Origin of the sequence: Alteromonas sp. 009811495 (assembly GCF_028865455.1) — a bacterium.
In the GTDB taxonomy this organism is placed as follows: Bacteria; Pseudomonadota; Gammaproteobacteria; order Enterobacterales; family Alteromonadaceae; genus Alteromonas.
This window is the reverse complement of the sequence record NZ_CP113972.1, coordinates 130,926-151,365: the sequence shown is the minus strand read 5'-3', so window position 1 is coordinate 151,365 and position 20,440 is coordinate 130,926. Positions and strand designations below refer to the sequence as shown.

Here is a 20,440-nt window from a genome sequence, read left to right as displayed (position 1 = left end):
TCTCCTAGTTGTTCTGACACAAATACACGTCAAATCGATGTTTTTTACTTTCTATTGCCATTGATGGCTTTTGTCCGGCCAGCACGTCTGCACTGTTTGGGCGTTTTACTACCACTCGGTGCGTAGCTAGCTTTAGTGCTGGCGGTAACAGCGCATCTGCGTCAGGATCGTGTCCTAACAATTGCTGAAACAGCCGCATTTCCTTTTTCACCAAGGCTGATTTCTTTTTATGTGGAAACATGGGGTCTAAGTAAATAGCGTCCACGCTCTCACCATTGAAGTATTGCATTACCTCAGCACTATTTCCATGCAGAAGTGACATTCTTGCCGCAAGCTCAGGGTAGTCCAAATTAAGGCGTCTAATTCCGTCCTCTAATAATGCAGCAACAATCGGTGAGCGCTCAATCATAGTCACATGGCATCCCACACTCACCAGCACAAAGGCATCGCGCCCTAGCCCGGGCGTTGCGTCTACAACATGCCATTGTTCATTACCTTTTAAGCCGATGGCTTTTACGATGGGCTCTTTACGGCCACCACCATGTTGCTTCCGGTACAAACTCGCCGGCGACGCAAAATCAACTTCAACCGGTAATACCTTTTTTTCACTCGCGTCGCTTAACCCCAGCACGTTGTTATTAACTTGCAAATAAAAGCCGTCCTCAGGCGGCTGATTAGATTCGCTATACGTAAAGCCCCACTTGTCACCAATAACTTTCGCAAGGTGAGTATCAGTATCAAAACACGCATTTGCAGGTTCGCTGGTTACTACTAGTGGCAGTGTGTTAAGCATGGCCATACTGCTCCTTGTGCCCAATCCAGCGGTTAATAATAGCTTGCGCGTGAGAAGGGTATTTGTCCCACAATGTGTAAGCAATTTCTTGGACTTTAGGGATGAGCGCGGCGTCGCGCACCAAGTCGGCAATTTTAAGCTCGGCCATCCCCGTTTGTTTTGTGCCCATGAATTCTCCAGGTCCGCGGATCTCTAAGTCGCGTTGAGCAATATAAAATCCATCGTTAGACTCACGCAATACACCTAAGCGTTGTGTGGCTGTTTTAGACAGTGGACTTTGGTACATGAGTACACACTGACTTTCTACAGCACCCCGCCCTACGCGACCGCGCAACTGATGCAACTGAGCCAACCCAAGTCGCTCGGGGTTTTCAATAATCATAATGCTGGCATTAGGCACATCTACGCCGACTTCAATTACGGTTGTGGCAACAAGTAAGTCTAGTTTACCGTCTTTAAAATCTGCCATTACCTGCGCTTTTTCAGCTGGTTTTAAACGCCCGTGTACCAAACCAACCTGTAAGTCCGGCAGCGCTGTGCGCAAGGTTACCGCGGCGTCTTCAGCCGCTTGACACTCAAGTACTTCAGACTCATCAATTAACGTACAAACCCAGTACGCCTGCCTGCCATTTTCTTTACATGCTTGGCGCACACGCTCAATGACATCGGCGCGGCGCGTATCAGGCAACACTACCGTTTGTACCGGTGTACGCCCCGGCGGCAGTTCATCAATAATCGAGGTATCTAAATCGGCATACGCGGTCATTGCAAGCGTTCTTGGAATAGGCGTGGCTGTCATTATCAACTGATGAGGATAGCGCCCTTGCTGCTGACCTTTATCACGCAATGCCAAACGCTGATGCACACCAAAACGGTGCTGTTCGTCTACAATAACGAGAGCCAGCTGCTGATAGTTTACACTTTCTTGGAAAATAGCGTGGGTTCCCACGAGCATTTGAATATCGCCCGCTTCTAATCGCGCGAGTACTTCATTGCGCGCTTTACCTTTTAGTTTGCCGGCAAGCCAACCTACTTCGATGCCTAGAGGCGCTAGCCAATCTCTGAAGTTATTAGCATGTTGCTCAGCAAGCAGCTCTGTGGGCGCCATTAAGGCAACCTGGTGACCAGCACCAATAGCTGATAGCGCGGCTAGTGCAGCAACTAGCGTTTTACCCGACCCCACATCACCTTGCACTAGGCGCATCATGGGGCGCGCGTGCTGCATGTCCTTTTGAATATCTGCTACTACTCGCGCCTGTGCGCCTGTCGGAGAAAATGGCAGCTGAGAGAGCATTTTATCGATAAGCACCTGATTGACTTCAATAGGAATGCCCGGCTGTGCATCAGAGAGCTTACGCACTTTAAGCACGCTTAGATGGTGTGACAGTAGCTCTTCTAAAATAAGCCGGTACTGCGCAGGATGCAGACCTTCTTCCATTTCGTGAACGTCGACATCTGGTGGTGGCCTATGCACTAAATGCAATGCTTCGTTTAAGCTGATTTGCTCATCGTAAATGCCGTCAGGCAACAGGTCGGCAAGCGCACCTTTATCTAGCAATGCCAGTGCTTGCTCAGTTAAGTTTCGTAAAGTTAATTGCTTCACGCCATCCGTGGTGGGATAGACAGGTGTGAGTGATTCTTCAGTTGGCGGCGCATCTTCATCTACCAATTTAAACTCAGGGTGCATCATTTCAATGCCCCACTTGCCCGTTCGCACTTCACCAAAACAGCGTACCGTATTCCCCGGTGTCATCATCGAACGCTGCACTGCACCAAAGTGAAAAAAGCGCAGTGTAATGGTGCCTGTACCGTCGCTTAACTTCACCACCAGCATACGCTTTTTACCGTACTGGATATCTGCGCTCATCACTTCGCCTTGCACACTCACATGAGTAAAGGGGCGGCATTCAGCCACACTGTATATGCGTGTTCTATCTTCGTAACGATGAGGCAGGTGAAACAAAATATCTTGAAGGGTAAATAAGCCAATTTTGTTGAGCTTTTCTGCCACCTTTGCGCCTACGCCTTTAAGCGCAGTAATCGGTGTAGTGGCCAGTGCTTGCATTGGTCGAAGTCCTTCTTCTATAACATTGATGCTGGCGCTAAGCGCCTAAATTTAAACGAAGTGTAAAGGATTGCGACTAGGTTGGCGAGTACGCTTTAGGCCAGTTTTTAAAAAACCAAAAGCCTGTGGTGGGTACAGGCTTTTCATTCACTGACGCACTACTGTGATTCTAATGCGTCAGCTTCTGCTTGTGTGATTTGCATTTCTTTCCACCAGCTATCGGTGGCGTCCACTTCACCTAATGCGTTGATAGGTGGAAGTGGTAGTCCTTTGCGTTGGCAAAGTTTAAACAATCGAGGGTAGCCATTTTCAAAAGCAAGTGCTTGGCACTCTTCTTCTGGCAAATGTTGCGTGTTGTACATACCCGCAATCGTGCGTTGACGTTGTGCTTCGTACAACACAAGCGCAGCAGCTACCGACACATTCAACGATTGCACCATGCCCATCATGGGAATAACAATATCCTGATCAGCCATTGCAATAGCTTCATCAGTGGCACCGTACTTTTCTTGCCCAAACAAAATAGCAGTAGGTTTAGTGTAATCAATATCGCGAAAATCCACTGCGCTGTCAGACAAGTGTGTGACAAGCACTTGCATACCCTGCCCTTTCAATGCAGACATGGCATCGCTGATATTATCGTGGTTGGTTTGACGCACCCATTGCTGACTGCCCATCGCTGTGCCACGACGAAACTGATATTTCTGTTCCCACACGGTGTGAACGCGATGAATACCCACCGCGTCGCAGGTGCGCACAACGGCCGATACATTATGTGGCTTGTGCACATTTTCAAGACAAACCGTTAAATCGGTTTGCCTTCTTTCCAGCACATCTCTAATTCGCTGGTAACGCTCAGGTGACATGACTTACTCCGGCAATTCCATCACGCCATCGATTTCAATTTGCGCGCCTTTTGGCAGTGCAGAAACCTGAACAGCAGCACGTGCAGGATAAGGCTTGTTGAAGTAGCGACTCATTATTTCATTTACCGTGGCAAAGTGACCTAAATCGGTTAAAAAGATGTTCACTTTCACCAAGTCATTTGTTGTTCCGCCCGCAGCAGCACATACCGCTTTGATGTTTTCAAAAACCTGAACAGCTTGCGCTTCAAATTCGCCTGAAACCATTTCCATGGTTTCAGGCACCAAAGGAATTTGGCCAGAAAGATATACTGTAGTGCCCGCTTTAGCCGCTTGGCTGTATGTACCAATAGCAGCAGGTGCCTTATCGGTCTGAATAATAGACTTAGACATAATAGTTCCTAAAAATGGTTAAACTTAGTGTCGAGATTGACTATGACGAGACACTTTCTGAACCTCTGGCATGGTGCGAATTTTTTTCATTACACGGGCCAAGTGCACACGGTTATGCGTGGTCAACTCTAGGTCAATAAAGTAGATATTACTCTCTTTTTCTTCAGTTTGCAGACCAATGATATTGGAATCGCACCCTGAAATAGTGTTCGTTAATGTTGCCAGTGTTCCTTGGTGATTAATCAATTCAATGCGAAGCGACGCTTTGAACTCGCCTTGTGGCTCATCATCCCACTGCATAGGCAGCACGCGTTGGGGTTCTTCTCTGGCAAGCTTGCGAATATTGTTACAGCCGGTTTGATGAATAGTCATACCGCGCCCTGGGCTAAGTACCGCCACAATTTCGTCGTCAGGTATTGGGTGACAACAACGTGAGTAGTGCACCAGCAAGCCCTCTGTGCCACGAATAGCCACATTGCCTTTTTTGTCTGACAAGTCTGTTGTGCTTTCACCTAGTAGGCGGCGTGCTACGATAGCGCTTAGCTCATTACCAAGCCCAATATCTACTAATAAATCATCAAAGCTATCGTGTTTAGTTTCTGCTACAACGCGGTCGATATCGTCTTGTGGTATATCGTCTAACTTCACGGCACCGAGCGCATGACGCAATAGGCGATTACCCATGTTCACCGCTTCTTGTGAATGCTGTTTGCGCAGATACTGGCGAATACGCGTTCGCGCCCGTGCGCTCACCACAAAGTTAAGCCAGTTAGCATTTGGCTTAGCTTTCGGTGACGTAATAATTTCTACCGTTTGACCATTTTCTAGTGGCTTACTTAAGCTAAAGTTTCTGCGCTCGACGCGCACGCCCACACAGGTATTGCCCACATCAGAGTGAACGGCATAAGCAAAATCAACGGCCGTGGCGCCCATTGGCAGTTCGATAATACGGCCATCTGGCGTAAACACATAAATTTCGTCAGGGAATAGGTCGGTTTTAACCGATTCGATAAACTCAAACGATGAACTGGCTGACTGCTGCAGTTCCAATAAGCTTTGCATCCACTTACGCGCGCGCAATTGCGCGGTAGTGCCGTTGTCACCAGGTTCTTTATACAACCAGTGTGCCGCAACGCCTTTGTCCGCCATTTGATCCATTTCCTGCGTACGAATTTGAATTTCAACAGGGATACCGTGTGGACCAATTAATGAAGTGTGAAGCGACTGATAGCCGTTGGTACGTGGAATGGCAATATAGTCTTTAAAACGGTTTTCGATAGGCTTGTACAGGCCGTGCATTGCACCCAATGCGCGGTAGCAGTTATCAACTGATGACACCACAATGCGAAACGCGTATATATCCATTACCTCATTGAACATCAGTTCTTTGTTTTTCATTTTACGGTAAATGGAATACAGGTGCTTTTCGCGGCCAAGCACGTTTGATTCAATTTCGTAGGCTTCAAGGCGTGTATTCAGTTCTTGCCTAATGTTTTCGATAATCTCTTTACGATTACCGCGAGCCTGACGCACAGCTGATTTAAGTGCACGGTGACGCATAGGGTACATGGCTTGAAAACCTAGGTCTTCCAGCTCGTTTTTAATATCGTGAATACCCAAACGGTGTGCAATAGGCGCGTATATTTCCAGCGTTTCAAGGGCAATACGTCGGCGTTTATCGGGGCGAAGCGACCCCAATGTTCGCATGTTGTGCGTACGGTCGGCCAGCTTGATCAAGATAACGCGAATATCTTGCACCATGGCCATCATCATTTTGCGGAAGTTTTCAGCCTGCGCCTCTTGCTTAGTGCTAAACGCTAACTTATCGAGCTTACTTACACCTTCCACAAGCTCGGCAACAGTATCGCCAAACGCCTCAGCTAAGTCGTCTTTGTCGTAGTGGGTATCTTCGATAACATCGTGAAGTAACGCAGCCATGATAGTTTCATGGTCTAAATGCATATCGGCGAGAATACCCGCCACCGCAACAGGGTGTGTAATATAGGGGTCGCCGCTTGATCGCATTTGGCCGTCATGGGCTTCTTGCGCCAAAATAAAAGCATCTTGTACCAGCTGAACCCGTTCGGCTGGTAAATACTCAACAACTTTCTGCTTTAAACCTTCAAACAAATACACAGTGCAGCGTGACCCTTATATAACGTTACAACCCTAAGAATACGTTTTATTGTGCTATAAGCCAATACGCCAAAAGTAAAGCGCCAGTGCTTTTTTCAAAGCACTGGCGCTAAATTACTCGTAAACAGCCCTAAAGGGCATGTTTTACTGATCAGATAGAATATTTGCTACTGACGCAAATTCAGCATGTTCTTGCTGTTCTTGTGCTTGAAGCTCTGCTTGCTCAAGCGTAGCAGCAGTCACTAAGCCTTCTTCGATTTCGCGAAGTGCAGTTACAGTTGGCTTGTCGTTTTGAACGTCAACCATAGGATCTTTGCCTTCAGTGGCAATTTGACGTGCACGGCGTGCAGCAACAAGCACTAGGTCAAAGCGGTTACCAATTTTATCTACGGCATCTTCTACAGTTACGCGAGCCATGTATTTCTCCGAAAATTAGGTTGAGCAAGTTATTCAAAAAACGGCCGCGTAGTATACATGGTTGTACCTCGCGATCCTAGCGTTTTGTGTGAAATTAACACAGCGCGATCGCACTGATCGCACGCTATTGGTTTAAAACACGTATTTGCTATTGCTAGCTTACGCGCTACCGAGCAATTCGTCCAACAAAGGCTGATGACGCATTTGTTGTTTAACGGTTCTTAGTCGCTGAGCTGTTACGATGGCTTCAAGATCGCTAAGCGCAGTGGCAAAGTCATCATTAACAATTACATGGTCAAACTCGTTAAAGTGTGACATTTCCGCTACCGCTTGTGACATTCTGCCCGCAATCACCTCATCGCTATCTTGGCCACGATTATTTAAACGCTGCTCTAGAACATCTAGCGAGGGGGGCAAAATAAAAATACCACATGTATCTGGCATCAGTTCTTTCACTTGGCGCGCGCCTTGCCAATCAATGTCTAAAAATACATCAATACCACGGTGTAACGTTTGTTCAATGGTAACGCGCGACGTACCGTAGTAATTGCCAAATACTTCAGCATACTCGAAGAAAACTCCCTGCTCGATAAGGGCTTCAAACTGTTCACGACTTACAAAGTGATAATGCACGCCATCTTCCTCGCCCGGACGAGGTTGACGCGTAGTATGAGACACAGACACCTGCATTGGCGAGGTAGTACTGCCCTCGTACTTTTCCATTAACGCTTTAATAAGACTAGATTTGCCAGCACCGGAAGGTGCAGCAAGAATGAACAAATTACCAAGTAGTGAAGCCATAGGGTATTAAAATTCTGTCAAAGTATGGTGATTTCAAACCGCAATGATAGCATAGGTAAGCGCACTGCAGTAATAACGATTGTATTAAGCGACAAAGGCGCTCAAACGCGACACTAGATTGCGTAATAGTGTTTAGCTACAAATACACGTTCACTGTAATGTGGCAATAAAGATAATAATAAACCTTACAGCGCTTTTGCGCTTATGCGCTCTAGCCAACAAGCAACAAGACCTAACAGGATATACTAGAATGACCCAGCAACTTCTGCCGTGCGTAGAAATAAACCCCGCGACTACGCCTGATGCCTGCGTTATCTGGCTACATGGGCTTGGTGACTCTGGTCACGGATTTGCCCCTATCGTCCCTGAACTTCGCTTACCTGATAGTATGGCGGTTAAATTTATTTTCCCCCATGCCCCCGAGCGACCTATCACCATTAATAATGGTATGCGCATGCGAGCGTGGTATGACATTAAGTCACTCGACTTTAACAGTCGTGCCGATTTAACGGGTGTGAAAGAATCAGCAGACCAAGTAGAGCAATTAATTCAAGCGCAAATTGATAGTGGCATTCCAGCAAACCGAATTGTACTCGCTGGCTTCTCTCAAGGCGGCGTGATTGCGTTGCATCTTGCGCCGCGCTTTTCACAACAGTTCGCTGGCGTACTGGCCCTGTCAACATACATGTGTGAACCGTCATTGCTTGCGAGCGAAGCAACTGACACTAACCGTGCCACGCCTATAATGATGGCACACGGCGATCAAGATGAAGTGGTACCAGTATTTATGGGTAACGCTGCATTTAAAACGCTGTCAGATAATGGATTTAATGCTACATGGCAAACCTACACCATGCAGCATAACGTGTGTATGCAAGAGTTAAACGACATTAGCGCCTGGTTACAGAAAGTACTCGCAAGTTAGTGTCTGTTATTCCACAACTTTGTTTCTGCCGCTATTTTTAGCGGCATATAGGTTGTCATCGGCCTGCTTTAATGTCGCATGAATGTTGTTATCTGTTAGGGCAGTAGCAACACCAAAACTAGCTGTAATGGCGTGATGAATATCCCCTTTTTCAAAGGGGTTCTCTTCTATAGTTTGTCGCATCTTTTCGGCTAACTTCACGGCTTGGCTTAAACTGGCTTTAGGAAATAGCACTAAAAACTCTTCGCCACCCGTTCGGGCTACCACATCCGTATTGCGTACAGCTTGTTTCATTAGGGCGCAGAAATGAATGAGCACTTCATCGCCTATATCATGGCCGTATTTATCGTTTATGCGCTTAAAATGATCAATATCTACCGCAACCGTACTGAGCGGAAAATAGCTGCCGGGGTCTTGCATAGCCCTTTCGAAAAACACGGCTTCAAGAAAGCGTCTATTGGGAAGTTTTGTAAGAGGATCGGTATTCGCCTGACGCATGCGCTCAAGGTTTTCTTTGAGCATTTCACGACGACTTTGATGCCAGAAGTATTCACCAATAAAAGCCACACATACAAAACAAAAGGTCGCTATGAGAAAACGCGATACATGCTCTGGTGCATACTCTGCTGCGATTTTATCTTGGTTGTACAGCATTAAAATAGCCAGTCCGAGCGTAATGGCCACGTACAAGATGGCGGGTTTATACCTCACAACAATAATTTGAATAAACAAAAGTGGGAAAATAAAGTACAACCCCGTGTTGTTTAATCCGCCGGTATACACCAGTGCATTTATGGTAAAGCAAACGATAATGCCTGCTACATAGTAGAAAAGATCATGTCGGGGAAAAACATGAGACAGTACTACGTTGGCATAAATAACAGCAGCAGAACCTGCGAGCGAGCCCACGAGCAACATATCGCCGCCATTGATGTTAATCCACGCCATAATTGCCATTATGGTGCCGCCAACATACGATATGAAGTACAGCGTTAAACGTCTGCGTTTCGCTTCCGCCTCATTTTGCTGTGTACCCCGTAACAACTGCCTTACCGATGAGTGTTCCATTACTACACCTGCTCCCCAATTTCACGCCTGCTTAACACATTGTCTTTGTTCAGAATAAACCGAGCCTTAGTCATTCACTAATTTGCCACCACAGCATAGACTGATTTGCGACATATCTCCAAACAGAAAACTATGGGTATTTTCAAACATTAAGCCTTAGAATGAGTATACTAGTGCGAAGTTAGTGCATAACGTTTTTGCAACCCAAAGCTACACGCTCTAGCATACACACAACTGTTAAATTTAATTTGTTTGGAATCACCATGAGTCACCTTAACACTACCCGTACCATTCGCATTGCAACAAGAAAAAGTGCACTGGCACTTTGGCAAGCAGAATATGTGAAAGCGAAGCTTACAGAGCATTACCCTTCGCTAACGGTAGAGTTGGTACCAATGAGTACTCAGGGCGATAAAATTTTAGATACGCCATTGGCCAAAATTGGCGGCAAAGGGCTATTTATTAAAGAGCTTGAAATTGCCATGCTTGAAGGGCGAGCCGACATTGCCGTGCACTCTATGAAAGATGTTCCAGTGGCATTTCCTGATGGGTTTGGGTTGCATGCTATTTGTGAGCGCGAAAACCCATTTGACGCTTTTGTCTCGAATAATTTCGATAGCATAGATGCACTTCCGCAAGGGGCCGTTGTGGGCACATCAAGCTTGCGCCGTCAGTGTCAAATTAGAAAATACCGCCCTGATTTAGTGATTAAAGACTTGCGCGGCAACGTGAATACACGACTCGCCAAGTTAGATGCGGGTGAGTACGATGCAATTATTCTCGCTTCTGCGGGCCTAATTCGTCTTGAAATGGAAACGCGTATTCGCATGCCACTGCCTGCCGATATTTCGTTGCCAGCCGTAGGACAAGGCGCAGTGGGCATTGAGTGCCGCAACGACGATGATGAACTTATCGCACTACTTCAAGCCCTAAACCACGACGACACCCATACACGTGTAACCGCTGAGCGCGCCATGAATGAACGTCTGGAAGGGGGATGTCAGGTTCCTATTGGTAGTTTTGCAACGCTAGATGGCGACACGCTTACCTTAACAGGGATGGTGGGCAAACCCGATGGTTCAACACTTTTATTTGCCTCTGCTACGGCATCAAGAGAACGCGCTAATGACATTGGTATTGAAGTCGCAGAGGCATTACTTGCCCAAGGTGCTGGTGAGATTTTAAAAGCGTTGTATAACTAGCGAATTTTTGATGCTACTTTTCACTCGCCCGTTGCCAAAATTAAAAACAAGTGCCAGTGCTTTTGAAGACGCGGGTATTGATGCGGTAGGCGTTGCCACATCAGATATCGTTTACATTCCCTCAGAAAGCCGTGCAGCGCGCGATTTCATTTCAACTACAGCGTTAGATGCCGTAGTAGTAACCAGCGTGTATGCCGTAGAGGCTACCGTAGAAGGCATAAAGCAAAAAAGTAGCACTGATACTCATTTGACAACCTTGATTGCGGTGGGCGACGCCACCGCCAAGAAATTACACAAGGCTTTTAGTCACACGCCAAATGTGACAATACTCACGCCTTGCGACCATACATCAGAAGGTATATTGGCAATGCAGCAACTCAATGAGCCAAATTGCCAACATGTAGGTATTATTAAAGGTGAAGGTGGACGAGATGCCATTGCGCAAGGACTGGTGCAACGTGGCATTGAAGTAAGCAGCTTTTGTGTTTACAAGCGCGAGCAACTTACCTGTCCAGTTTACACAAAACGGTGGAAAATTAGCGACGTTAGCGGCATTATCGCTACAAGCGAAGCAATGGCGAACCAATTAATTACGCACTATGGCAATATACTTTTGACCCTGCCATGGTTAACCGTAAGTGAGCGCATTGCCAATTCATTGAAGAACATTGGGGTGGAACGCGTGTTTGTTTGTTCACGCGCTACCGATCAGGCCTTAACGGCTTGGGTAAAGGATAACTGGGAGTATTAAATGGCCAATAATAATGAGAGTCGTCCTCAAGGCGATGAGTTGGTAACGGTTAGTGCCGAAAAAGAGGTTATCGACTCAAAAACGGATACGCCTTCTTCGCCCAAGCAAGCCAAATCATCAGGTAACGGGCTACTTTGGTTTGTCGTTGTCATTCTGTTTTTGATAGTACTTTCAATGGCCGGTGCAGGTTATTGGTACTACATGCAGCAACAAACTGCACAACAGCAAACGCTAAACGCCCAGCAAAAGAATGCCAGCGATCTTAACGCAATGGTACAAGAGCGCAACCAGTTGAATGCGAAACTGGATGAAATTACCAAGAGCAATAATGCGCTCAACAATACACTTAATGCATTACAATCGGAAAATGAAACCCTTGCTCTGCAAGCAGAGTCAGCCCTAGAGCAAATTAAGAATATGGAAGGTCGACGACCTGCAGATTGGCTTATTGCCGAAGCAGATTACCTCGTTCGTATGGCTGGTCGTAAGCTATGGTTGGAAAATGACGTCCGCACTGCCATTTTGTTGTTAGTAAATGCTGACAAACGCTTAAAATCTTTGGCCGACCCATCTGTGTTACCCGTTCGCGCTGCCCTTGCTGAAGATATTCAAACGCTTCAACAGCTAAATCCAGTGTCACCTAGCTCGGTAGCGCTCGCGCTAACTGGCATGGTTGCACAAATTGATAAACTACCATTAGATACTTTCGAAAAACCGAAAGATGTGGATGCCCAAGACAATACATTGTCTGAATCTACCGATGATTGGAAAGCCAATTTAGCTAAAGTATGGGATAAATTGGTAGGCGACCTATTTACCGTTAAAACCATTGAGGGCCCGGTTGAGCCAGTATTGTCGCTGGAAGCACAGTATTTACTCAAAGAGCAACTGCGCTTACAGTTAATGCATGCACAGTCGGCTGCGTTGAAGGGCGACGCAGGCCTATACAATCAATCGCTACAATATGCTCAAACCCTGCTTATCGAAAAATTCGATATAGAGACTAGCCAAGTCACTGGTTTTGTTAACGCAATTCAGAATTTGCTTAATACCGACGTGTCTCGCCCTCTTCCTTCAGAGTTAAAAGCACAAAAGCCGCTTGAAGGGTTACTTGATAACCGAGTAAAGCAAGTGTTTGGACAAGGAGCTAGCGCACTATGAGATGGTTAATGATTGCGTTAGCGGTCCTTGCCGCATTTATTATTACGCTCATTGTCGGGCCAATGATTTTAGGCGATAAAGGCTATGTGCTCATTTCCCTTGGCAATAAGGGAATTGAAATGACGGTGATAAGCTTTAGCCTGTTTCTTATTATTGGTGTAGTAGGTGCTTATGCCTTATTGCGTCTAATCATGTGGGCATTAAGCTTATTTACAGGTTCACATAAATGGTTTGGTGCACTGGGAGAACGCAAGCGAAAGCGTGCGTTTTACGATGGCTTGCATGCCATGGCAGCCGGTGACTTTGAAACTGCTAAAAAAGCATTAAGTAAAACCACCAACGGTGACTTTGAAGGCGTAAATTATTTAGCCTCTGCTCAAATTGCTTTCGCCAACAACGACTTCGACAAAGCGCGTTATTTCCTAGAACAAGCTAGCGAATTTCCCAATGCAACACTTGCCGCTACCGTGATGCACGCACGTATCGACATGGTAGATGGCAAACACGAAGCTGCACTTGCGAAATTAGATGAGCTTGATGACAAGTCTCATGAAAACAGACAAGTTGTGCAATTAAAGGCGCAGATACTTGCAGCACTAGGACAGTGGCAAACATTACAAAATAACTTAGGTAGCTGGCGAAAAGCGCTATCAAAAGAAGATTACACTGCGTGGAGTCAGCGCATCGCAAAAGGGAAGTTTGCAGAGATTGCCAGCAAACAAGGTGCCGTTGAGCTTAAGACCTATTGGGACAATTTACCTCGTAAACTTCGGCACGACGACGCTTATCGTGCGGCGTACATTCAGCAACTGCTCGACCAAGGTATGCACGCTGACGCTCAGCAGTTACTGGTTGATTGGCAAAAACGCGGCCTAAATAGTGCGTTGTTCCCACTTTTCACGCAACTGAACATTCCGGACTCGTCACCGTCACTACGCCTACTGGAAAGCTGGATAAAGCAAGACGAAGATAACGTGGCGTTATATTCAACACTTGGCCAAGTAGCATTTAACTCGGGTGACGACGTACTTGCAGAAAAAGCGTTGTTAAAAGCGACCAAAATGAAAGCGCGAAAAGAAGATTTATTGCTGTTGTCAGCCATAAGCGAACGTAATCAAGACACGGCAACTGCCCTTCAGCTTTACAAAGAAGGGCAGCAAACAGCTAACAAATAAACTAATTTTCATTTTGTTTATTGATAAGAAGCAAATCGTAGAGATTTGCTCTTGTTACCTCCAAGGAGCTGGAATTAACAGTTGGCTAGGCTGTTATTAGTCACGATATCATATGACATTATAGATTGAAGAATTCTTACCGGTAGTAGTAGGTCCTTGTGCGGGTTGACTATAATGTGATCAACTGGCCTAATATCATATGTCGTGTAGAAAACTGGACTTACAACTGCCAATTCCCACCCGCCTTTGTAAGGTAACCTCTCTAGATATGAAAACTTAAGTTCATAGGCTTGGCTACCGGTTGGTGCTTCGTTAATCCTTCTTACTCCAAGTCCTAAAAAACCAATTCGATGAAGGATATAAACTAGGTCTTCACTCTCATGTTTGATACCTTTATCCTTTCTAGAAATTTTCAAACCTTCTTTCTCAATAAACTGAATAAGTTGAGCCCGGTTCCATATTCCTGGTCGTGATTTGAACGCAGATATTACTTTTTCAAGGTTTTCATAAATATTATTGAAAATAGCTCTAAAATCTTTCTCAGCTTCTTCTGTAAACTCTCTAACTGATTTTCTAAAGATGTCATTCCAGTGGTGTAGAGAGAACTGTTCGCCTAGATCAAATAAGTCTATATCAGCTGGGGCTTCATGCTCGATTCGAGTTAATACTTTGTCGCACAAAGCAAGCATATGTCTTGGAGTATAAAATGTATGCCTCAATAAGTAGTCAAAGCTACTTTCGTCCCTATTCAATTTATTTTTTATACTCGTCGGAAAAATTCTATTCCAAGTTTTATCTGAGTCAATTGAATAAATATCATCTTTTGATCTTTTGTGATGTTTTCTTACATTCATCTCCATTGCTATTCTTTTGTTAACTAACCCTAGCATGTCCTTTGGATCATCCCAGTTTAAACAATTACTTTTTCCAGTAATCCAGTCTGCCCCCCACATAGTTGAATGAAAATAAAGCTCACTTGGAATGGTTAAGAAAATACGAATTTTGGCTCCACTTTCAATGAAATTTACATTGTTTCTTCCCATTAAGATGAGTAGACCATTTACAAAAAGTCTGTCATACCTTGAAAATGAAAAACCAATTTGATCAATATCATCTATACATAGAACAACGCTCTTATTTATCTCTTTTGTATATTCAATTAGTGCGTCCTTAGCGTCTTCGTACTCTACATCTCCCTCGAGGGTATTTAAAAGTTGAGAGATATCTGGCACTAGAGAAATTTTTCCCGTTTGCTTGCTAATTAAAGAAATAGCTTTTCTAAGCACCGAACCTTGATGCAAGCCATATTGACACAAAAAGTTGTATATAGTTTCTAGGTTTCCACCACTTATGAATTTATTAGCTTCACCGACAACACTTCGCATTATTTGGGCAAATAAAATAAATTCTATAGTATTAGAAATACTCTCTTCTATTAATCTGTCATCATCCTTAACTTCGTTGATAGCAACTAAGACTTTTTGAAATAAGTTAGTTTTTCTTGGGCGTATGGTAATAACTTGTGAGTTTTGACTATCTGAGCCAAGATATTCAACTAATGTAGACTTACCTGAACCTTTTCTGCCGTATATCAACCAAACATTATTATCATGAACCTCATCATAGACATCTGGAGCCTGCCATATATAACGTAATTCATCTCCTTGAATTTCTCCGATTCCTTTCGATAATTTAATAGGCATTAAACTCTCCTTTAGAAACTATGCATATTTTTGTGATTTAATAAATCATGAGTGGTTAAAAATTAACCACTAAAAATAGTAGCTAGCATTACTGCACTATGCAACTAGATATCTATTTGAGTTTTCAGAGCCTAAATGCAAGCGAGAGAACATCAGCACATTGCGCTAATTAGATTCTGCCTTGCGCAAATTGGTGGAGTAAGATTTCATGCGTCACGAGTATTGATTAACAGCGAAACTCTATCCTTGAAATCTATTTCATTTTAAGTATATTTCAACACAAGTTACTTGTCGGAGTGCTTCACTGGATACCCAGTAAGCTGAGACCGCGAAAGCGGGATCCGTTGAACCTGATCAGGCTAATACCTGCGAAGGGAACAAGAAAATATAATGCTGAAGTAGAAATATTGTTGTGCTGCTGTGCTTTTGTAGTAGCACGCGCTGTTACTGTGGTTTAGATGCCTTAGCATCTTGATGTTTTAGTGTTGCACAGCGCAAAAAGCCACGTACTGCGATAACTTTCTTGCTTCAATCCTGCGTTATATTCTCCTTCACTCCTGACAAGCATTTTTAAACCTAAACTTTTTAAGGCCAAAATGCTATGTCGACACGACGCGAACAGCGCCAACAAGCGCAACAATTTATCAATGAACTAGCGGGCGAAGCGTACCCTAACTCTACACGCTATTACGAAACCGGCAGCCGCGATGATATTAACGTGGCTATGCGCCTTATTCACCAGCACGACAGTTTGGTAGGTGGTACAGAAGAAAACCCGCTTTTTGAAGCCAACCCAGCTATTCCTGTTTATGACACGTCAGGGCCTTATGGTGACCCAGCGCAAACCATTGATGTTCACAAGGGCTTGTCACCACTTCGCCAATCATGGATTGCAGAGCGAGACGACACATTTGCACTCGACGGCGTATCGTCATCATTCGCTAAAGAACGAGAGAACGACATTTTCACCGAAGACTTTCGCTTTATTCGCGAACGTAAACCGCTGAAAGCCAAGCAAGGCAAGAACGTTACGCAGCTGCATTACGCTCGCCAAGGTATTGTGACCCCCGAAATGGAATACATTGCCATTCGAGAGAATATGGGCCGACAGGCCATTAAAGAAGCAGAGCTAACTCAGCAGCACAAAGGCGAACACTTTGGCGCCAACTTACCAGAGACCATTACCCCTGAATTTGTGCGAGATGAAGTCGCTGCGGGCCGCGCCATTATTCCGTGCAACATTAATCACCCTGAACTTGAGCCAATGATCATCGGGCGCAATTTTTTGGTGAAAATTAACGCCAACATTGGCAACTCCGCGGTGACCTCATCGATTGAAGAAGAAGTGGAAAAGCTAGTGTGGTCTACCCGCTGGGGTGCAGACACCATTATGGATTTGTCTACCGGCCGTAACATTCACGAAACCCGTGAATGGTTATTGCGTAACAGCCCCGTGCCGCTAGGTACCGTGCCAATCTATCAAGCGCTAGAGAAAGTTAATGGCGTAGCAGAAGACTTAACCTGGGAAATGTTCAAAGACACCCTTATTGAACAGGCAGAGCAAGGCGTTGACTATTTTACCATTCACGCAGGCGTACTGCTTGAGTATGTGCACCTTACCGCCAAACGCGTAACGGGCATTGTGTCACGTGGCGGCTCTATCATGGCTAAATGGTGTTTAAGCCATCACAAACAAAGCTTTTTGTATGAACATTTTCGCGAAATTTGTGAGATTTGTGCGCAGTATGACGTGTCACTATCACTTGGCGACGGTCTTCGCCCCGGCAGCGTGGCGGATGCAAACGATGATGCACAGTTTTCAGAGCTGCGCACGTTAGGCGAGCTAACCAAAATTGCATGGGAATACGATGTTCAGGTAATGATTGAAGGCCCTGGGCATGTGCCAATGCACATGATTAAAGCGAACATGGAAGAGCAGTTAACGCACTGCCACGAAGCGCCGTTTTATACACTAGGCCCACTTACCACAGACATCGCGCCGGGTTACGATCATTTCACGTCAGGTATTGGCGCTGCCATGATTGGATGGTATGGCTGCGCCATGCTGTGCTACGTCACGCCAAAAGAACACTTGGGGCTACCAAACAAAGAAGACGTCAAGCAAGGCTTAATTACCTACAAAATTGCGGCTCACGCGGCAGACTTAGCAAAAGGCCATCCTGGCGCGCAAATACGAGACAATGCCATGTCAAAAGCGCGCTTCGAATTTAGATGGGAAGACCAATTTAACTTGGCTCTAGACCCTCATACGGCCCGCGCTTATCACGATGAAACGCTTCCTCAGGCGTCAGGCAAAGTAGCGCATTTTTGCTCTATGTGCGGCCCTAAGTTTTGCAGCATGAAAATTTCGCAAGAAGTGCGTGATGTAGCAAAACAAGCTGAGGAGAAACAGCAAGGTATGCAGAATATGGCTAAGGCGTTTAATCAATCGGGTGCAGCGCTTTACCATGCGGCAGATACTAAGGTGAACTTGCCATGACACAGCCCGTAGTGAATAAGCGGGTTGTGTGGTGTGTTGGTGGGATTGATTCTAGTGGCGGTGCGGGCATCTCTCGCGACGCTATTACACTGGCAGACCTTGATGTACACGCCTGCTTACTGACAACTCAGCTTACCGTACAGTCAAATACAGTGATGCTAAGTCGCGATATAACAAAGGTATCTGCTTTGAATGCGCAGTGGCAAGTGTTGGCACAGGATGCCTTGCCCAGTGCAATAAAAATTGGGGCTATTGCCAATGATGAGCAAGCACAACTATTGTGTACTCGTATACAAGCCCTTGGCGCAGCACGCCCTTTTGTCGTTTGGGACCCAGTGCTTACCACTTCGTCGGGCGGTCAATTAAGTGAGCTAAGTACCCATGCAATAATGCAGTTACTACAAACTGTCGATGTCGTTACCCCTAATACTCAAGAACTTGGCGTGCTTGCACAGCATACTGACGACATTACCTGTGTGGAAGATGCACTGACGTGCGCTAAGCAGCTCATCACCTTCGGCGCTCATGCAGTTCTTGTAAAAGGTGGGCACCTAACCGAGCCATTAGGTGCTACTTTAAATAGCACTCAGGTGTTCGATATATTTGTCACTGCCAATTACACGCGAACATTTGCGCTCAAGCGAAATAGCAATGGTGAGTTGCGCGGTACAGGGTGCATGCTTGCCAGTGCTCTGTGCGGGTTTGTTTTGCGCCATTATGATTTGCTTGATGCACTCACCCTCGCCATTGCGTACGTAAATCATGTACGTCAGTATTGTTCACAAATCCCTGGGCTTACCTTCAACGCGCGCACTATTGGGTTTCCTCAATGTCCAAGTGCTTTTCCCGATGTGTACGCTGGCACTAATCACACGGCCAGTGCGCTTTCACAGATTAGTAAGTCGTCTTCCCTTTTACCCTTTGCGCCACTTACAGAACGCGAAATGGGTATTTACCCTGTGGTTGATAGTGTCGAATGGCTAAAAGAGCTATTGCCTACAGGTGTTAAAATAATACAGCTGCGAGTAAAGCACGGCCCGCCGGATGCCATTCGCGACCAAATCAAGCAAGCCATTGATATGACCAGTAATACGTCATGTCAGCTTTTCATCAACGACCATTGGGAATGGGCCATTGCGTTGGGCGCTTACGGCGTACATTTGGGTCAAGAAGATTTAGAAAATGCCAATCTGCATGCCATTCAACAAGCAGGGTTGCGCTTAGGCATTTCTACCCATGGCTATGAAGAAATTCAACGCATCAAACGCTTAAACCCCTCTTACATTGCATTAGGTCATATATTCCCTACCACCACGAAGGATATGCCCTCAAGCCCACAAGGTGTGTCTCGACTTGCGAATTACGTTTCGCTTTGCGAAGACATTCCTACCGTGGCAATAGGGGGCATTACACGTGCCCGCATTAACACTGTCGCTCAAACTCACGTAAACGGCATTGCTGTCGTCACGGCGATTATACAAGCCGACAATCCTAAAGACGCGTTTCACGCATTGGCGCGGGAGGCAGGCTTTGCTTACTAAACAGGACATAAAGCGCTACAGCAGACAACTCGGGCTTAGCGAAATTGAAGAGCAGGGGCAGCAAAACATTATGCAGTCTCACGTGGTGGTCATTGGTCTTGGTGGATTAGGTACGCTTGCCTCACGCTACTTGGTAGGCGCTGGTGTAGGTAAAATTACATTAATTGATGGTGATGTTGTCGACATGAGCAACCTACAACGACAAATTGCCTACAACGAAATGCACTTGGGCGAGCTTAAAGCCAAAGCGCTTTGCAATGAGCTCAAAAAAGTTAACCCACACACAACCTGCAATTATAAAAGCTTATTTATTGATAGTAACAACTTACCAACCTTACTAAGCAATGCGACTTGCGTACTTGATTGCACCGACTCAGTTGCCACGCGCCAGCAAATAAACCATGCCTGTATAGCGTCTTCAATCCCGTTATTTATGGCAAGTGCTAGCGGTGTAACGTGGCAAGCAATAAACATCTCATCACAGGTTAAAAACACAGGCTGTTATGCCTGCTTAGTCGAGCATATTACTCTTCAAGAGGATTGCATCAGCCAAGGAGTGCTTGGACCTGCGGTAGGTATGGCCGCCTGCCATCAAGCTGCGCAAGCGTTACTTTTTCTGTCTAAACGCTACAGTGCGGATATCCAATGGGGGCGCTACCTCAACTGTCATGTTGCACAAGGCAGCATGCAGTCGTTTTCGCTTTTACCTTCATCACATTGCGAGGTTTGCCAGTGACTCAGATACATATCAGCGTTAATAGTCAGGCCATGAATGTTATTGCGCCTATATCTTTAAGCGAGCTTATCGCATTGAAATCACTCGACAGCATAGGTACAGCCGTTGCGGTGAACAACACCATTGTCAGTAAACGAGAGTGGTCAACAACCCACTTAAATTGTGGTGACACCATCGATATATTCACACTTGTAGCCGGAGGCTGAGATC

18 protein-coding genes and 1 riboswitch are annotated in these 20,440 nt (G+C 45.6%); of the genes, 9 read left to right on the top strand and 9 right to left on the bottom strand.

Annotation, left to right across the window (positions count from 1 at the left end; all coding sequences use genetic code 11):
* Positions 1-4 precede the first annotated feature (4 nt).
* The 7 genes from OZ660_RS00680 to gmk form a co-directional block, all read right to left on the bottom strand.
* A complete protein-coding gene (locus OZ660_RS00680; RefSeq protein ID WP_274743417.1) occupies positions 5-793 on the bottom strand; it encodes a class I SAM-dependent methyltransferase in 789 nt (262 codons plus the stop codon).
* Positions 786-2,858: an ATP-dependent DNA helicase RecG gene (gene recG, locus OZ660_RS00675; RefSeq protein WP_202263141.1), complete on the bottom strand. Its 2,073-nt coding sequence runs from the start codon at positions 2,856-2,858 to the stop codon at positions 786-788. Before recG ends, OZ660_RS00680 begins: the two co-directional genes overlap by 8 nt.
* Before the next feature lie 158 nt (positions 2,859-3,016).
* On the bottom strand, positions 3,017-3,724 hold the full coding sequence (trmH, locus tag OZ660_RS00670; protein WP_226432528.1) for a tRNA (guanosine(18)-2'-O)-methyltransferase TrmH: 708 nt from the start codon (positions 3,722-3,724) through the stop codon (positions 3,017-3,019).
* Positions 3,725-3,727: 3 nt separating this feature from the next.
* Positions 3,728-4,114: a RidA family protein gene (locus OZ660_RS00665; protein WP_274742223.1), complete on the bottom strand. Its 387-nt coding sequence runs from the start codon at positions 4,112-4,114 to the stop codon at positions 3,728-3,730.
* Positions 4,115-4,138: 24 nt separating this feature from the next.
* Positions 4,139-6,250 (bottom strand): bifunctional GTP diphosphokinase/guanosine-3',5'-bis pyrophosphate 3'-pyrophosphohydrolase, encoded by a 2,112-nt coding sequence (gene spoT / locus OZ660_RS00660; RefSeq protein ID WP_274742222.1) that lies wholly within the window; start codon positions 6,248-6,250, stop codon positions 4,139-4,141.
* 144 nt (positions 6,251-6,394) lie between these two features.
* The gene (rpoZ, locus tag OZ660_RS00655; RefSeq protein ID WP_014947805.1) at positions 6,395-6,667 is read right to left on the bottom strand and encodes a DNA-directed RNA polymerase subunit omega; all 273 of its coding nucleotides are present in this window, start codon (positions 6,665-6,667) and stop codon (positions 6,395-6,397) included.
* A 159-nt stretch (positions 6,668-6,826) separates the two neighbouring features.
* Positions 6,827-7,468: a guanylate kinase gene (gene gmk, locus OZ660_RS00650; protein WP_202263135.1), complete on the bottom strand. Its 642-nt coding sequence runs from the start codon at positions 7,466-7,468 to the stop codon at positions 6,827-6,829.
* 250 nt (positions 7,469-7,718) lie between these two features.
* On the opposite strand from gmk, the gene OZ660_RS00645 reads away from it, so the two are divergent.
* The gene (locus tag OZ660_RS00645; RefSeq protein ID WP_274742221.1) at positions 7,719-8,393 is read left to right on the top strand and encodes an alpha/beta hydrolase; all 675 of its coding nucleotides are present in this window, start codon (positions 7,719-7,721) and stop codon (positions 8,391-8,393) included.
* A gap of 6 nt (positions 8,394-8,399) precedes the next feature.
* On the opposite strand, the gene OZ660_RS00640 is transcribed toward OZ660_RS00645, so the two are convergent.
* A complete protein-coding gene (locus tag OZ660_RS00640) occupies positions 8,400-9,461 on the bottom strand; it encodes a GGDEF domain-containing protein (RefSeq protein WP_274742220.1) in 1,062 nt (353 codons plus the stop codon).
* 263 nt (positions 9,462-9,724) lie between these two features.
* On the opposite strand from OZ660_RS00640, the gene hemC reads away from it, so the two are divergent.
* From hemC to OZ660_RS00620, 4 genes are read left to right on the top strand one after another with little or no spacing between them, the layout of a single operon-like run.
* Complete coding sequence (gene hemC / locus OZ660_RS00635; RefSeq protein ID WP_274742219.1) at positions 9,725-10,663, top strand: hydroxymethylbilane synthase; 939 nt, start codon at positions 9,725-9,727, stop codon at positions 10,661-10,663.
* Between the two features lie 10 nt (positions 10,664-10,673).
* Positions 10,674-11,414, top strand: a complete 741-nt coding sequence (locus OZ660_RS00630; RefSeq protein ID WP_274742218.1) for a uroporphyrinogen-III synthase — start codon at positions 10,674-10,676, stop codon at positions 11,412-11,414.
* On the top strand, positions 11,415-12,575 hold the full coding sequence (locus tag OZ660_RS00625) for a uroporphyrinogen-III C-methyltransferase (RefSeq protein ID WP_274742217.1): 1,161 nt from the start codon (positions 11,415-11,417) through the stop codon (positions 12,573-12,575). It abuts the gene before it with no gap.
* On the top strand, positions 12,572-13,750 hold the full coding sequence (locus OZ660_RS00620) for a heme biosynthesis HemY N-terminal domain-containing protein (RefSeq protein WP_274742216.1): 1,179 nt from the start codon (positions 12,572-12,574) through the stop codon (positions 13,748-13,750). The genes OZ660_RS00625 and OZ660_RS00620 overlap by 4 nt, the downstream gene beginning before the upstream one ends.
* 74 nt (positions 13,751-13,824) lie before the next feature.
* Here OZ660_RS00620 and OZ660_RS00615 read toward each other — a convergent pair whose 3' ends face one another.
* The gene (locus tag OZ660_RS00615) at positions 13,825-15,453 is read right to left on the bottom strand and encodes a P-loop ATPase, Sll1717 family (protein ID WP_274742215.1); all 1,629 of its coding nucleotides are present in this window, start codon (positions 15,451-15,453) and stop codon (positions 13,825-13,827) included.
* Positions 15,454-15,735: 282 nt separating this feature from the next.
* Positions 15,736-15,847: riboswitch (TPP riboswitch) on the top strand.
* Positions 15,848-16,054: 207 nt separating this feature from the next.
* Here OZ660_RS00615 and thiC point away from each other — a divergent pair.
* Genes thiC through thiS form a run of 4 tightly spaced genes read left to right on the top strand, consistent with a single transcriptional unit; the run spans position 16,055 to position 20,436 of the window.
* The gene (gene thiC, locus OZ660_RS00610; protein ID WP_274742214.1) at positions 16,055-17,953 is read left to right on the top strand and encodes a phosphomethylpyrimidine synthase ThiC; all 1,899 of its coding nucleotides are present in this window, start codon (positions 16,055-16,057) and stop codon (positions 17,951-17,953) included.
* Entirely contained in the window at positions 17,950-19,494 is a 1,545-nt protein-coding gene (thiE, locus tag OZ660_RS00605) for a thiamine phosphate synthase (protein ID WP_274742213.1), read from the top strand. The genes thiC and thiE overlap by 4 nt, the downstream gene beginning before the upstream one ends.
* Complete coding sequence (locus tag OZ660_RS00600) at positions 19,484-20,230, top strand: HesA/MoeB/ThiF family protein (RefSeq protein WP_274742212.1); 747 nt, start codon at positions 19,484-19,486, stop codon at positions 20,228-20,230. The genes thiE and OZ660_RS00600 overlap by 11 nt, the downstream gene beginning before the upstream one ends.
* A complete protein-coding gene (gene thiS / locus OZ660_RS00595) occupies positions 20,227-20,436 on the top strand; it encodes a sulfur carrier protein ThiS (protein WP_274742211.1) in 210 nt (69 codons plus the stop codon). The genes OZ660_RS00600 and thiS overlap by 4 nt, the downstream gene beginning before the upstream one ends.
* Positions 20,437-20,440 lie beyond the last annotated feature (4 nt).